Annotated in this window: 14 protein-coding genes; 12 read left to right on the forward strand and 2 right to left on the reverse strand. The window is 64.7% G+C overall.

Features of this window, described 5'->3' with window-relative positions:
- The first annotated feature begins 101 nt into the window (after positions 1–101).
- The 4 genes from IAE39_RS26955 to IAE39_RS26970 all read left to right on the forward strand — a co-directional run bounded on the left by IAE39_RS26955 (position 102) and on the right by IAE39_RS26970 (position 4,618).
- Positions 102–647, forward strand: a complete 546-nt coding sequence (locus tag IAE39_RS26955) for a sigma-70 family RNA polymerase sigma factor (RefSeq protein WP_236548840.1) — start codon at positions 102–104, stop codon at positions 645–647.
- The gene (locus IAE39_RS26960) at positions 644–1,570 is read left to right on the forward strand and encodes a FecR domain-containing protein (protein ID WP_201207536.1); all 927 of its coding nucleotides are present in this window, start codon (positions 644–646) and stop codon (positions 1,568–1,570) included. The genes IAE39_RS26955 and IAE39_RS26960 overlap by 4 nt, the downstream gene beginning before the upstream one ends.
- A gap of 95 nt (positions 1,571–1,665) precedes the next feature.
- A complete protein-coding gene (gene fecA / locus IAE39_RS26965) occupies positions 1,666–3,990 on the forward strand; it encodes a TonB-dependent Fe(3+) dicitrate receptor FecA (RefSeq protein WP_201207537.1) in 2,325 nt (774 codons plus the stop codon).
- Between the two features lie 280 nt (positions 3,991–4,270).
- The gene (locus tag IAE39_RS26970; protein WP_201207538.1) at positions 4,271–4,618 is read left to right on the forward strand and encodes an HPF/RaiA family ribosome-associated protein; all 348 of its coding nucleotides are present in this window, start codon (positions 4,271–4,273) and stop codon (positions 4,616–4,618) included.
- Positions 4,619–4,685: 67 nt separating this feature from the next.
- Here the strand turns inward: IAE39_RS26970 and IAE39_RS26975 are convergent, their stop codons facing one another.
- Together IAE39_RS26975 and IAE39_RS26980 are read right to left on the reverse strand one after the other, a co-directional pair.
- Complete coding sequence (locus IAE39_RS26975; RefSeq protein WP_201207539.1) at positions 4,686–5,093, reverse strand: response regulator; 408 nt, start codon at positions 5,091–5,093, stop codon at positions 4,686–4,688.
- A gap of 22 nt (positions 5,094–5,115) precedes the next feature.
- Positions 5,116–5,286, reverse strand: a complete 171-nt coding sequence (locus tag IAE39_RS26980; protein WP_201207540.1) for a Flp family type IVb pilin — start codon at positions 5,284–5,286, stop codon at positions 5,116–5,118.
- A 295-nt stretch (positions 5,287–5,581) separates the two neighbouring features.
- On the opposite strand from IAE39_RS26980, the gene cpaB reads away from it, so the two are divergent.
- The 8 genes from cpaB to IAE39_RS27020 are packed head-to-tail and all read left to right on the forward strand — an operon-like array spanning position 5,582 to position 12,988.
- Positions 5,582–6,532 (forward strand): Flp pilus assembly protein CpaB, encoded by a 951-nt coding sequence (cpaB, locus tag IAE39_RS26985; RefSeq protein ID WP_201207541.1) that lies wholly within the window; start codon positions 5,582–5,584, stop codon positions 6,530–6,532.
- A gap of 18 nt (positions 6,533–6,550) precedes the next feature.
- Entirely contained in the window at positions 6,551–7,789 is a 1,239-nt protein-coding gene (locus IAE39_RS26990; protein WP_201207542.1) for a type II and III secretion system protein family protein, read from the forward strand.
- Positions 7,786–8,976: a pilus assembly protein gene (locus IAE39_RS26995; RefSeq protein WP_201207543.1), complete on the forward strand. Its 1,191-nt coding sequence runs from the start codon at positions 7,786–7,788 to the stop codon at positions 8,974–8,976. The genes IAE39_RS26990 and IAE39_RS26995 overlap by 4 nt, the downstream gene beginning before the upstream one ends.
- Positions 8,973–10,229 carry a CpaF family protein gene (locus IAE39_RS27000; protein WP_201207544.1) on the forward strand — a complete coding sequence of 419 codons (1,257 nt, stop codon included), beginning with the start codon at positions 8,973–8,975 and terminating at the stop codon, positions 10,227–10,229. The genes IAE39_RS26995 and IAE39_RS27000 overlap by 4 nt, the downstream gene beginning before the upstream one ends.
- Positions 10,226–11,107 carry a type II secretion system F family protein gene (locus IAE39_RS27005; RefSeq protein ID WP_201207545.1) on the forward strand — a complete coding sequence of 294 codons (882 nt, stop codon included), beginning with the start codon at positions 10,226–10,228 and terminating at the stop codon, positions 11,105–11,107. Before IAE39_RS27000 ends, IAE39_RS27005 begins: the two co-directional genes overlap by 4 nt.
- Before the next feature lie 2 nt (positions 11,108–11,109).
- Positions 11,110–11,997, forward strand: a complete 888-nt coding sequence (locus IAE39_RS27010) for a type II secretion system F family protein (protein WP_201207546.1) — start codon at positions 11,110–11,112, stop codon at positions 11,995–11,997.
- A gap of 10 nt (positions 11,998–12,007) precedes the next feature.
- Positions 12,008–12,709 carry a tetratricopeptide repeat protein gene (locus tag IAE39_RS27015; RefSeq protein WP_201207547.1) on the forward strand — a complete coding sequence of 234 codons (702 nt, stop codon included), beginning with the start codon at positions 12,008–12,010 and terminating at the stop codon, positions 12,707–12,709.
- Between the two features lie 15 nt (positions 12,710–12,724).
- Complete coding sequence (locus tag IAE39_RS27020) at positions 12,725–12,988, forward strand: DUF3613 domain-containing protein (RefSeq protein WP_201207548.1); 264 nt, start codon at positions 12,725–12,727, stop codon at positions 12,986–12,988.
- The last annotated feature ends 105 nt before the right edge of the window (positions 12,989–13,093 follow it).

Here is a 13,093-nt window from a genome sequence, read left to right on the forward strand (position 1 = left end):
CCCCGCCGGGGCCGCCCCCCCCCCCCCCCCCCCCCCCCCCCCCCGCTCCTACAGATGACCGCGCCAGCCGGCGATTGCCGAGAACCTTGCTCGCCCATATAATGCGAACAATTCTTACTACCAGTTGCGCTGAATTGCGCCGGAGTATCACGGTGCCCAGCGCGCTCTCTTCCACCGTCGAAGGCCTCTACCACGCCCATCACAACTGGCTCACCAGCTGGTTGCGCCGTCGCCTGGGCTGCCCGCAGAGTGCTGCCGACCTGGCGCAGGACACTTACCTGCGCCTGCTCCAGTCGCGCGAAACACCGCAACTGGTCGAACCTCGCGCATTCCTCGCCACCGTGGCCAAGCGCGTACTGTGCAACCACTTCCGCCGTCAGGAACTGGAGCGCGCCTACCTGCTAGCCCTCGCCCAGGTGCCGGAAGCAGTGGCGCCCAGCGAAGAGGACAAAGCACTTATCTTCGAGACCCTGCTGGAACTCGATCGCCTGCTGGACGGCCTGCCGCCGTTGGTCAAACGCGCCTTCCTGCTGGCCCAGGTCGACGGCCTGGGCCAGGGCGAAATCGCCCGCGAGCTGGGGATATCGCTGGCCACGGTCAAGCGTTACCTGAGCAAGGCGGCCATGCGCTGCTACTTCGCCCTGTGAACGCTACGTTCTCCCCGCAGGTGGCGGAGCAGGCCGTGCACTGGCTGATCGAGTCGCAGGGCGATGACTTTGGCCAAGCGCAACAACGGGCATTCGACAGGTGGTTGCAGGCCAACCAGGAACATCAGCGGGCCTGGGCGCACATCCTGCAGGTCAACCAGCGCTTGCGCGGTGTGTCTTCGCCCGTGGTTCACGCTACGCTGCAAGCCCCTGCGTCACCCGCCCGTCGGCGGGCGGTCAAGGCCTTGCTGCTGGTTGGTGTCGCCAGCGCCACCGGGCTTGGCCTGCAACAGCACAACCCGTTGCCGGGCCTGATGGCCGACTACCGCAGCCCGCTCGGCCAGCGCCGGCGCATGCAACTGGCCGATGGCAGTGTGCTGCAGCTCAACACCCGCAGCGCTGCCGACGCGCGCTTCGACGGCCAGCAGCGGTTGGTACGCCTGTTCGAGGGGGAACTGGCACTGCAGGTGGCCAGCGATGCGCGGCCATTGCTGTTGCGTACCGCGGAGGGGGCGCTGCGCCTGGACAGTGGGCGCTTCAACGTCCGCCAGTTCGACGGTTACAGCGTGGTTTCCGTATTCGAAGGCGTGGCCAGCGCCGCTGGGCAGTCGCTGCTGGCCGGGCAGCAGGCGCGTTTTGCTGGCGCATGGCGATCGGTGGCGGCACTCGACCGTAATGTCGGGGCCTGGGTCGACGGCATGCTGGTGGCATCGCAGATGCGCCTGGCCGACTTCCTCGCCGAGCTTGGGCGCTATCGCCATGGCCAACTGGGCTGCAGCCAGCGGGTCGCCGACCTGCGCATTTCCGGGTCGTATCCGCTGGATGACAGCGAGCGCATCCTGCAGATGCTGGAGGTGGCGCTGCCGGTGCGGGTGCGGCGGTTTACCCGGTATTGGGTGACTGTCGAGCCGAAGATGAGCTGAGGCCGGTACAGACAATATTTTTTTAAAATTCCCTGAGCCATTTTCCCAACCTCGCGTGACAGACATGGCAGAACCCCTCTTTCAGGACCCGACCCATGCCGTTGCGCCCCAGCCCACTCGTTCACGCCCTGCTGCTCAGCACCACCCTCGTGCTGGCCATGCCCGCCGCTCACGCTGAATCCCGGAGCTACCACATCGCCGCCGGTTCGCTTGAAGACGCCCTCAACCAGTTCGGCCGCGAAAGCGGTGCACTGATCTCGTTCGGCTCGCAACTGACCCAAGGCATGAACACGCAAGGCCTGGATGGCCAGTACGACGTGCGCGAGGGCCTCGACGCGCTGTTGCGCGGCAGCGGCCTGCAGGCGCGGCAGGAAACCGACAACGCCTTCAGCCTGCAGCCCGCTGCCCGCGCAACCGCAGGCGCCGCCGTCGAGCTGGGTGCCTCTACCGTGGTCGGCGACTGGCTGGCCGAAGCACAGCAGGACAATGTCTTCGAACACCCTGGCGCCCGTGACGTGGTGCGCCGTGAAGAGTTCGAACGCAGCGGCGCCACCACCGCCCGCGAAGTGCTCAACCGCATCCCCGGGGTCAACGCCCCCGACAACAACGGCACCGGTAGCCACGACCTGGCGCTGAACTTCGGCATCCGTGGGCTCAACCCGCGCCTGGCCTCGCGCTCGACGGTGCTGATGGACGGCATCCCGGTGCCCTTCGCCCCGTATGGCCAGCCGCAACTGTCGCTGGCACCGTTGAGCATGGGCAACATGGACGCCGTGGATGTGGTACGCGGCGGCGGCGCCGTGCGCTATGGCCCGCAGAACGTCGGCGGCATCGTCAACTTCGTCACCCGGGCGATCCCCGAACAGGCCACGTTCAAGGCCGCCATGCAGAACCAGATCAGCCCGTCCTCCAGCCACGACGGGTTCAAGAACAGCGCCAACCTGCTGGTCGGCGGTACCAACGACAACGGCCTGGGCGGTGCGTTGCTGTACTCCGGCACCCGTGGCGGCGACTGGCGCGAGCACAGCGACACACAGATCGACGACCTGATCCTCAAGGGCAAGCTGCAACTGGACGAAGCCAACAGCCTGCACGCCATGGCCCAGTACTACGAGGGCGAAGCCGAGATGCCCGGCGGCCTGAGCACCGCTGACTTTGACGCCGACCCGTACCAGTCCACCCGCCTGAAAGACAAGTTCTGGGGGCGCCGCACGCTGTTCAACTTCGGTTACGACTACAAGCAGGACGACCGCCAGTTCAGCGTCAACAGCTTCTTCACCAAGACGTTGCGCAGCGGCTACCTGGACCAGGGCAGCTTCGTTTCGCTGTCGCCGCGCGAGTACTGGGTACGTGGTATCGAAACCCGCTTCTCGCAGGGCCTGGCCCTGGGCGACAGCTGGCACGAGCTGGGCATCGGCTACCGCTACATCAACGAAGCCGGCCACGAGCTGCGCTTCCGTGAACCGGTCAACGGCGACCTGCCCACCACCGCCAGCCGCAACGACCGCGACACCCGCGGCAGCACCGAAGCCCACGCCATCTACCTGGACGACCGCATCGACATCGGCCGCTGGACCATCACCCCGGGCGTACGCTACGAGATGATCGACTCGGAGCAGAGCAACAAGCTCAGCGGCCAGCGCTACCAGGGCAGCTACAACACCGCGCTGCCGGCACTGAATGTGATGTACCACCTGACCGACAGCTGGAACCTGTACGCCAACACCGAGGGTTCGTTCGGCAGCGTGCAGTACAGCCAGATGCCCAACCGGGTCAGCAGCGGCGAAGTGAAACCGGAAAAGGCCCGTACCTGGGAAGTGGGCACCCGCTACGACAGCGGCGACCTGCAAGCCGAGATCGGTGCGTTCCTGATCAACTTCGATAACCAGTACGAGAGCAACCAGACCAACGATTCGGTCATCGCCCGTGGCGAAACCCGCCACCAGGGCATCGAGACCAGCATCCGCTACGCGCTGGACGGCCTGAGCCCGGCGCTGGCCGGCTTCGACGTGCACGCCAGCTATGCCTTCGTGGATGCCACCATCCGCGAGGACGGGCCGAACAAAGGCAACCAGGTGCCGTTCTCGTCTCGGCACAAGGGCAACCTGGGCCTGGGTTACACCGAAGGGCCGTGGCAGTTGAACCTGGACGGCAGCTTCCAGAGCAGCCAGTACGCGGACAACGCCAACACCGGCACGGAAAGCGCCGACGGCAGCACCGGGCGCATCCCCGGCTACATGCTGGTCAGCACCCGCGCCGGCTACGATTTCGGCCCGCAGTTGTCGAACCTGAAGGTGGCGGTGGGCGTGAAGAACCTGTTCAACCGCGAGTACTACACACGCTCGTATGACGACAACAACAAGGGCAAGTATGTGGGTGAACCGCGTACGTTATATGTGCAGACGTCGGTGGAGTTCTGACCGACTGTCACAGGCCAGTGTGGGAGCGGGTTTACCCGCGAAGCAGGCAGCGCGGTGCATGGCACCGGCTTCGCCGGTGTTCGCGGGTTAACCCGCTCCCACAGGTACAGTGCAAACCTTCAAGTCCCGGAAGCCCATTTGCAACAAGAAATTTATTTTCAAAAAGGGCTTGAATTCGTTTCGCCGTTGCCTGACCTTAGAGTCAAGAGGCGCAGAAATTCCAACGGTCTCAAGGACCTGGACGCGCCTCCATGCGAGCAAGCTGAATAAGGATTGAATCATGCAAATCCAGGTCAACAGCAGCAACCATTTCGAAGGCAACGCCCGGCTCGACCAGTGGGTCCGCAGTACACTGGAAAGCTCACTTGAGCGCTACGAGGACGACCTCACCCGCATCGAGGTGCACCTGCGCGACGAGAACGGCGCCAAGCCCGGACCGCATGACAAACGCTGCCAGATGGAGGCTCGCCCCAAAGGCCACCAACCGATTTCCGTGACCCACACCGCCACTTCGCTGGACCAGGCAGTGGACGGTGCCGCCACCAAACTCAGCCACGCGCTGGAACACTTCTACGGCAAGCTGCGCAGCAAGCGCGGTGCCCTGGAGCTAAGTGACCCGGACGCCTGATCGCCACAATGAAAACGCCCGGCCAAGTGCCGGGCGTTTTCATTCCTGTCTGGTTTGATTGACCCGTTCAATTGACCGCCTTCAACCTCGGCACCGGGAACAGGTTTTCCAGGGTATCCAGCAACCGTGCGTGGTAAAGCGGCTTGCGGAAGAAATCCAGCACCTGCAGGTGCAGCAGTTCACTGACATCCTCCAGGTCGGCTTGCGCAGACATGACGATCACCGGCAGGTGCGAACGGGCCGTGTGGTCGCGCAGGCGCTTGATCAAACCGATGCCGTTTTCACCTGGCATGCGCACATCGGTAATCACCAAGGCTACGTCCGGATGACGGGTCAGCTGTTGCAAGGCAGCCTGCACCGACGTCGCAGTCAGGCAGGCGAAACCCTCGTTTTCCAGTAGTTCTGCCAGCTCCAGCAGAACGTCCTGCTCGTCATCCACCAAAAGGATCTGCTGGCGCGCGCAAGCGTTCTGCATGACGTTGGCTCCTGCTCACGGGTCAAAGGGCATTCTTGATCGTGGTGAAGGTATCGGTCACGGCAGTGGAAATCTCTCCGACAAAGCCGGCCAGCACCACCGCAACCATGGTCGCGATGACCGCATACTCGATACCGGACGCACCATCCTTGCGATGCAGGAAATTCATACAGTGCAGAATGAACAGTTTCATGCTTCAGCTCCTTGCGGCGTAGTTGCCGGCGACAGCGGTATCAAAATGACACCTATTTGCCATCAAAGAATTGCCAAGCCGGGGCGAACTGCAAATGTATTAAAGGATTAATCAGAAAGTATTAAATCGGACCAATTAAACCTTCCGCGAACGTCTAACTGGCTGATATTTAAGCACCTCATCAAAAATCTGAAAAAAACCACCCAGGCTCATGGCAAACGGCGATGGCTGCGCTACCGTCCTATAGCGAAATAGTGACTTTTTGCCATCAGTCAATGCGTGCAGGGAGGCCGAGATGAGCAGTCGCTTGACCCTATTCCTGGCTGCGTTTTTCCTGCTGGCAGCCCTGTTGGCAGGCTACTGGGGCGTGGCACTGAGCCGACCTGCACCTGCGCCCGCCCCGGCTCTGCCAACCACCGAACAACCCAGCGTAGCCATCACCCCACCGCCCACCGTGCCAGTGGAGCCGCCGCGTACCGCCGTCGTTGTCCTGCGCAAGGCGTTGCCAGCCAACACCCCCCTCACCGAAGACGATGTACTGGTCGAGCGCCTGCAGGTTGCCCCCGCCGGGGCCTACCAGCAGATCGCCGAGGTGATCGGGCGCACCAGCGCCAGGCCACTTGCCGCGGGAACCTGGCTGGAGGCGTCCAGCTTTCAGGCCGGCGGGCCGCTGGCACGGATGATCCGCAGCAACGAACGCGCCGTGGCAGTGGGTGTGGACGAAGTGATCGGGGCCGCCGGCCAGCTGCGCCCGGGCGACTACGTGGACGTGCTGCTGTTCCTGCGTGAAGAACCCAACAACCCGCAGTCCTCGGCCCAAGTGGTGCTGCCGGCCTTGCGCGTGCTCAGTGTCGGTGAACAGACGGGGCTGGCCAACGACGGCCGCCCGGCGCAGACCGCCGAAGAACAGAAAGCCCGACGTGAACAAGCCAGCATGAGCGGCAACGGCACCCGCACCGTGGCGCTGGCCGTGCCCGAGGCCATGGCCAGCCGCCTGCTGCTGGCAGCCCAGGCCGGCACCTTGCGCCTGGCCGTACGCAGCGCCGATGAACAACGCCTGGCCCGCTACTGGACCGAACCCGATGCCAAACCGCAGGTAGAAGCCGCCAACCGCGAGCTCTACCGCTTCAGCCAGCTCTCCCAGTCGCCGCTGGCCAATGCCGCCAGCCTGGCAACCAGCAAAGCCGCCCCCGCCATGCACATCATCCGTGGCGCCAAGGCTGACGAGAACGACAAAACCCCCTGACCCGGCAAGGATGCAGCGATGCGTAGTTCCTTTTTCAGACAAGCATGGTGTACCGGGCTGCTGGCTGCACTATTGCCTCATGCCCAGGCGGCGGTCAAAGGCTGCGAGGCGTTCAACCAGCTGCCCTCGATCATCGAGATAGACCAGGGCCTGCAGCAGGAGCTGCGTCTGCCGCTGGCGATAAACCGGGTTGCCGTAGGCGAGCCGAAGGTGGCCGATGTGCAGGCCAGCGGCGAGCGTGGCGTAGTGATTACTGCGGTGGGCCAGGGCAATACCACCCTGATGCTGTGGACAGCCTGCGCCCCGTCGCCGCACAAGGCCATGGTGTTCGTCCGCGGTCGCGCCAGTGCCGACATGGCGCTAGACAGCTTCCTGCCATCGCAGGATACGCAACTGCCCAGCCAGGTACAGGCCGACATCCGTTTCGTCGAGGTACGCCGCAGTAAGTACAAGGAGGCCGGCGCACGGCTGTTCTTCAAGGGCTCGAACAACAGCCTGATCGGCTCGCCGGGGACGGTACCCAATACCAGCGTAACCCCAGGTTCTGTGCCGATCGTAAAACCCGCCATCCCCCTCGACGACACGGTCTTCAACATTGTCTGGGGCGGCGGCAGCAGCCGCTTCCTGGCCATGATCAACGCCCTGGAGAACAGCGGCTTCGCCTACACCCTGGCCCGCCCGAGCCTGACCGTGCTCAGTGGCCAGACCGCCAGCTTCCTGGCCGGCGGCGAAATCCCCATCCCGGTACCCAGTGCGGGCAGCGACAACGTGTCGATCGAATACAAGGAATTTGGCGTACGCCTGGCACTGACACCGACCATCGTCAGCCCGGGCCGGATCACCCTCAAGGTCGCCCCCGAAGTCAGTGAGCTGGACTACAGCAACGTGGTCACCATCGCCGGCACACAGGTACCGGGTTTGACGGTAAGGCGCACCGACACCAGCATTGCCCTGGCCGATGGCGAAAGCTTCATCATCAGCGGCCTGGTCAGCAGCAACACCCGCTCCGCGGTAGACCGGCTGCCGGGCCTGGGCAGCCTGCCGATACTCGGCGCGTTCTTCCGCAACACGGCCATGCGCCGCGAAGAAACCGAATTGCTGATGATCGTCACCCCGCACCTGGTCCAGCCGCTGGCCGTCAACGCACAGCTGCCACAGTTGCCGGGCGAGGACCTGCGCAACTACGACCCCAGCTGGGGCCGCCTGTTCTTCCTGGAAAACGGCAACTTCGATGGCAAAGGCGGGCTGTCCCAATGAACGAGAGCCTGAACCCGACCTTCCTCGCCATCACCCGCAACGAAGACGACCTGCACTGGCTGCAAGGCGCACTGGCGCCGCAAGGCCAGGTAATCGGTGCCAGTGCCGGCAGCCTCGACGAGCTGCTGGCGCTGGTCAATGCCACCTTCAGCAATTTGATGTTCATCGGCCTGGACCGTGAGCAACTGATCAACCAGTGCGCCTTGATCGAGGGCGTGCTGGAGGCCAAGCCAATGCTGGCGATCGTCGCCCTCGGCGATGGCATGGACAACCAGCTGGTGCTGCACGCCATGCGCGCTGGCGCCCGCGACTTCGTCGCCTACGGCTCACGCGCCAGCGAAGTGGCCGGGCTGGTACGGCGCCTGGGCAAACGCATGCCGGCGGTGGCCAGCAACCCCAGCCTGGGCGGGCTGACGGTGCTGTTCGGCGTACAAGGGGGTGCCGACGGCGCATTGCTCACCACCCACCTGGCCCGTGTGGTGCAGGAGAGTGGCCAGCAAACCCTGCTGCTGGACCTGGGCCTGCCCCGCGGTGACAGCCTGGCGTTGCTTGGCCTGGAGGCATCGTTCTACTTCGGTGACGCCCTGCGCCACTTGCGCCGCCTCGACACCACACTGATCGACAGCGCCTTCACCCGCGACAAGAAAGGCCTGCGCCTGCTGACCTACGCCGAAACCGACGACCCGCTGCAACAAACCAGCGCCGCCGAGCTGTACATGCTGCTCAGCGCCCTGCGCCAGCACTTCCAGCACATCATCGTCAACCTCACCGGGCATGCCGACAGCGAAGCCCTGCGCACGCTGGTGAGCCACTGCGACAAGCTGATCGTGTACACCGACCAGAACATCCTCGACTGCCGGCGCAACCTGGAAGTGCTCGACCTGTGGCGTGACCACGGCATCAAGCTGGAACATGCCAGCCTGTTGGTGGACCGCTACCTGGGCAACGTTGCACCTGACGCCGACACATTGGCCAAGCGTTATGGGCTGCCCTTGCTCAAGGCCCTGCCCTACAGCCCGGAAGTGCGCCTGAACGTGAAAAACCAGGGCCTGAGCCTGTTTGAGCTGGCCCCTCGTGAAAGCCTTACACAAGCCTTGCGCAGCCTCGGCGAACGCCTGGCACGGCGCTCGGAGAACCTGGCACCACCGGCCTTCACCTGGCTGCGCCGGCTCTGGGGCAGCAAATGAACAGTGACCAGCCGTTTGGTGGCCAGCAACATGCCTCCGGCGACCCTCACGCGCTCAAGCGCGCGCTGCACCGCTTTGCCATCGATGCCATCGAGGACAGCGGCCGCAACCTGCTCGAAGGCGCCCGGCCAGCGTTGACCCAGTTCGTGCTGGAGCAGGTAGGCGATTACGTCGCGCGCCTGCGCCTGGCGCTGTCGCGCTACGAAATGGAGCGCCTGGCCGAAGAACTGGTGGATGAGCTGACCGGTTTCGGCCCGCTGGAAGTGCTGCTGCGCGACCCCACCGTCACGGAGATCCTGGTCAACGGGCCGCACCGGGTATTCGTGGAGCGGGCGGGCCTGTTGCAGCAGACCGACCTGCGCTTCATCGACGCCCACCATGTGGAGCGGGTGATGCAACGGATCCTCGCCCCGCTCGGCCGGCGCCTGGATGAATCGTCGCCCATGGTCGATGCGCGCATGCCCGACGGCAGCCGGGTGAATGCGATCATTCCACCGGTGGCGCTGGACGGCCCGTGCCTGTCGATCCGCAAGTTCCGCCAGGACATGCTCAAGAGTGCCGACCTGCTGGCCACCCGCGCCATTGACCAGCACATCTTCAACTTCTTCGAACGCGCCGTGGGCAAACGCTGCAACATCCTGGTCAGCGGCGGCACCGGTACCGGCAAGACCACCCTGCTGAACATCCTCAGCCAGATGATCGCCCCCCGCGAACGCCTGGTCACCATTGAAGACGTCGCCGAGCTGCAACTGCACCACCCCCACGTGGTGCGCCTGGAAACCCGCCCGCCGAACGCCGAAGGGCACGGCGAGATCAAGGCCAGCGAGTTGATCCGCAACGCCCTGCGCATGCGCCCCGACCGCATCATCCTTGGCGAAATCCGCGGCAGCGAAGTGCTCGATGTGCTCACCGCGATGAACACTGGCCACGATGGTTCCATGAGTACCGTGCACGCCAACACCGCGCAGGATGCGCTACTGCGCCTGGAAACCCTGGTCGGCCTGAGCGGACGGCAGATTGCCGAAAAAACCTTGCGGCAAATGGTGTGTGCGGCGCTGGACGTGGTCATCCAGCTGACGCGCCTGCCCGATGGCCGACGCTGCGTCAGCGAAGTGCTGGAAGTGGTCGGCGTGCGCGATGAGGTGTACGTGACGAACACCCTGTTCCGCCTGGACCGCCGCGGCGGTGACAGCTTCCTGCGCGAGGCGCCCAACCCGGCAGGCAGCAAGCTGAAGGCGGAGGACGTGCTGTGACCGGCCCGCTGCTGCTGGCGCTGTCGCCGCTGTTGCTGGGCGTGGCCCTGCTGCTGTTGCGCCGTGGCCTGTACAAGCGGCACGAAGAACGTATCCTGCGACGCCTGGGCCGCGCATTCAGCGTTGTGCGCAATGGCACGGTGCGGCGCGACTGGCTCGACCCACTGCTGCAACGTGCCGGTCTGGTGATGGTCGACTTGCACCCCCAACGCTGGTTGCTGGCCTGGCTGGGCCTGGTGCTGCTGGCGCTGATCGCCGCTGGCTGGGTTGCGGCGCTGATGCTGCTGATCGGCCTGCCGACCCTCGCCTACCTGGCCCTGAGCTGGCAGAGCCGCCGGCATATGCGCCAGGTCGTCGAGCAGTTGCCCGGCCTGCTTGACTACAGCGTGCGCAGCCTGAAAGCCGGGCGTACGCTCAATGATGCAATACTCGGCGGCATCGACAGCAGCCGCGAGCCCCTACGCGCGACCATGGCGCGGGTGCGGCGCAACGTGCAGCTGGGCGTGCCGCTGGAAGATGCCGTCAGCGAACTGGCCGAGTTGCACAAGCAAGACGAACTGCGGCTGTTCGCCCTCGGCTTGCGTATCAATCAGCGCTACGGTGGCAACGCCAGCGAACTGATGGAAAACCTCATCAAGCTGATCCGCGAACGGGAACAAGGCGTGCGCCAGCTCAAGGCGATGACCGGCGAAACCCGCATCACGGCCATCATTCTCGGTTCGTTGCCGCTGGCGATGGTCGGCTACTTCCTGATGGCCAACCCTCACTACCTGCTGGCCATGTGGCGTGACAGCAGCGGCCAGATGATGCTGTTGCTGGCCTTTGCCTTGCAGGCGCTGGGCTGCCTGGTGTTGTGGCGCATGATGAGGAGCTTGTGACCATGGCCCTGCTGATCTGCGCCCTGTGCCTGTTCATCGCCGCCAGCCTGTTTGCCCAGCAGGCCATTCGCCAATGGCGCGCCCGGCTACTGGTGGCCCGACGGCTGCAGGGGCGCCTGACCCGCCACGAGCGTCTTGGCGACTGGTTGCACTGGCTGGGCAGCAGCCCGTGGGGGCAGCGGCTGCAGAAATTCGACAGCGAAAGCCAGGCCCTGCTCGAGCGTATCGGCTGGCGTCGCAGCCGCCAGCGCGCCCTGTTTGCCGCTATGCAGCTGGGCCTGCCACTGCTGGCCGTCGCGCTGACGCTGCTGTTGCAACAGGGCTTCAAGGGCAGCGCCGCTGCCAGCTGGGTTGTCTGGCCATTGTGCGCGCTGGGCGTCGGCTATCTGCTGCCCAAGCGCCTGTTGGCCATGGCTGCGGCACGCCGCCAGCAGCGTATCGCCGAAGAAGTCAGCCTGATGATTCCCATGCTGCGGATTCTCTTCGAAACCGGCCTGGCCGTGGAACAGGCGCTGCGGCTGCTGAGCCAGGAAGGCCGGACACTGATACCGCACATCAGCGAAGAACTGCGCCAGGTGCTGCAGCGGGTGGACTCGGGCCTGGCGCTCGGCACTGAGCTGGAAAAGGCCGCCCAACTGCTGGCAGTGGATGAATTTACCGATACCTGCGTGATCCTGCGCCAGTTGCTGGCCCAGGGCAGCGGCGCGATGAAGTCGCTGCAGGCACTGAAAACCTTGCTCGACGACCGCCGCCTGACGCGCTTGCAAGAGCGGGTATCGATGATGTCGGCAAAAATGTCGGCAGTGATGATGGTATTCCTGTTCCCGGCCTTGCTCATCGTGCTTGCCGGGCCAGGCTTCTCTGCATTGGCGCGGGCGTTGAGCCCCTGAGGAGTGATGGATGAAGACAATCCTGTTGTGCGCAAGCCTGGTGTTGTTGACCGGCTGCGCCGGGCAACAGCCGGAAGGGTTGCGCCAGTTGTTCGCCACCACCAGTTGCAGCAAGCCGGACGCCGACCAGCAACTGGCACTGAACCTGGCGGACGAAATGCTCAACGATGGCCGCCCGCATGCCAGCCTTGCCCACCTGCAGCAACTGCCGGATACCCTCGACCAGGTTCGCCTGCGCAAGGCCAAGGTGTCGCGGTTGCTGGGCCTGGGCGAGGCGGAACCCCTGTACCGCAGCCTACTCGGTGGCTGCCTGGCGGCCGAAGGCGAACACGGCCTGGGCCAACTGGCCTCGGCCCGGGGTGACGACGTGCAGGCCCTGCAAAACTTGCAGCGCGCCGTACGGCTTGCGCCTACCGACGAGCGCGTGCGCAATGACCTTGGCGTGGTGCTGATCAACCTCGGGCGCTATGAACAGGCGCGTTTCGAGTTGCTGACTGCCATCGAGCTGAAAGACGATAACCCGCTGCCTGCGGTCAACCTGGTGGCCTTGGCGCTGGTGCAGGACAACTGGCAGCGGGCTACCGACCTGGTCGGCAAGCTGCAGCTCAAGCCCGACCAGTTTGCCGAAGCCAAGGCACGGGCCAACCAGATCAAGGCTGGCGGCCGAGGCCCGATCGCCTCGACCCAGGCGCCGGGCACGATGGTCAATTGAGAGGCGGAGGTGATCATGATCAGGTACGTGATGGTACTGGCCTGCTGCATGGGCAGCACTGCGCTGATGGCCGAGCAAAACCCGCGCCCTGCCCCTCGGGACGAAACCGCCACCGAACGGTTGCTGCGCGTGCAGGCCAGCGGTGAACAGGCCTCCCGCCGCTTGCAGGTACAAACCGCGCGCGAACGCGACCAGTCCATGCAGCGCTGGCTGGACACCTACAAGTATGAAATTCCGGACTTCTACCGCTGGACCAAGATGACCGAGCGCAATAACTGAGCGGCTCCAGGCTACGCGGTCCTGTGGGAGCGGCTTCAGCCGCGAACACCGGCACAGCCGGTGCCATCCACCGCGTCGCCTGCTTCGCGGGTAAACCCGCTCCTA

It is taken from the genome of Pseudomonas sp. S37 (assembly GCF_016658545.1).
Classification (GTDB): domain Bacteria; phylum Pseudomonadota; class Gammaproteobacteria; order Pseudomonadales; family Pseudomonadaceae; genus Aquipseudomonas.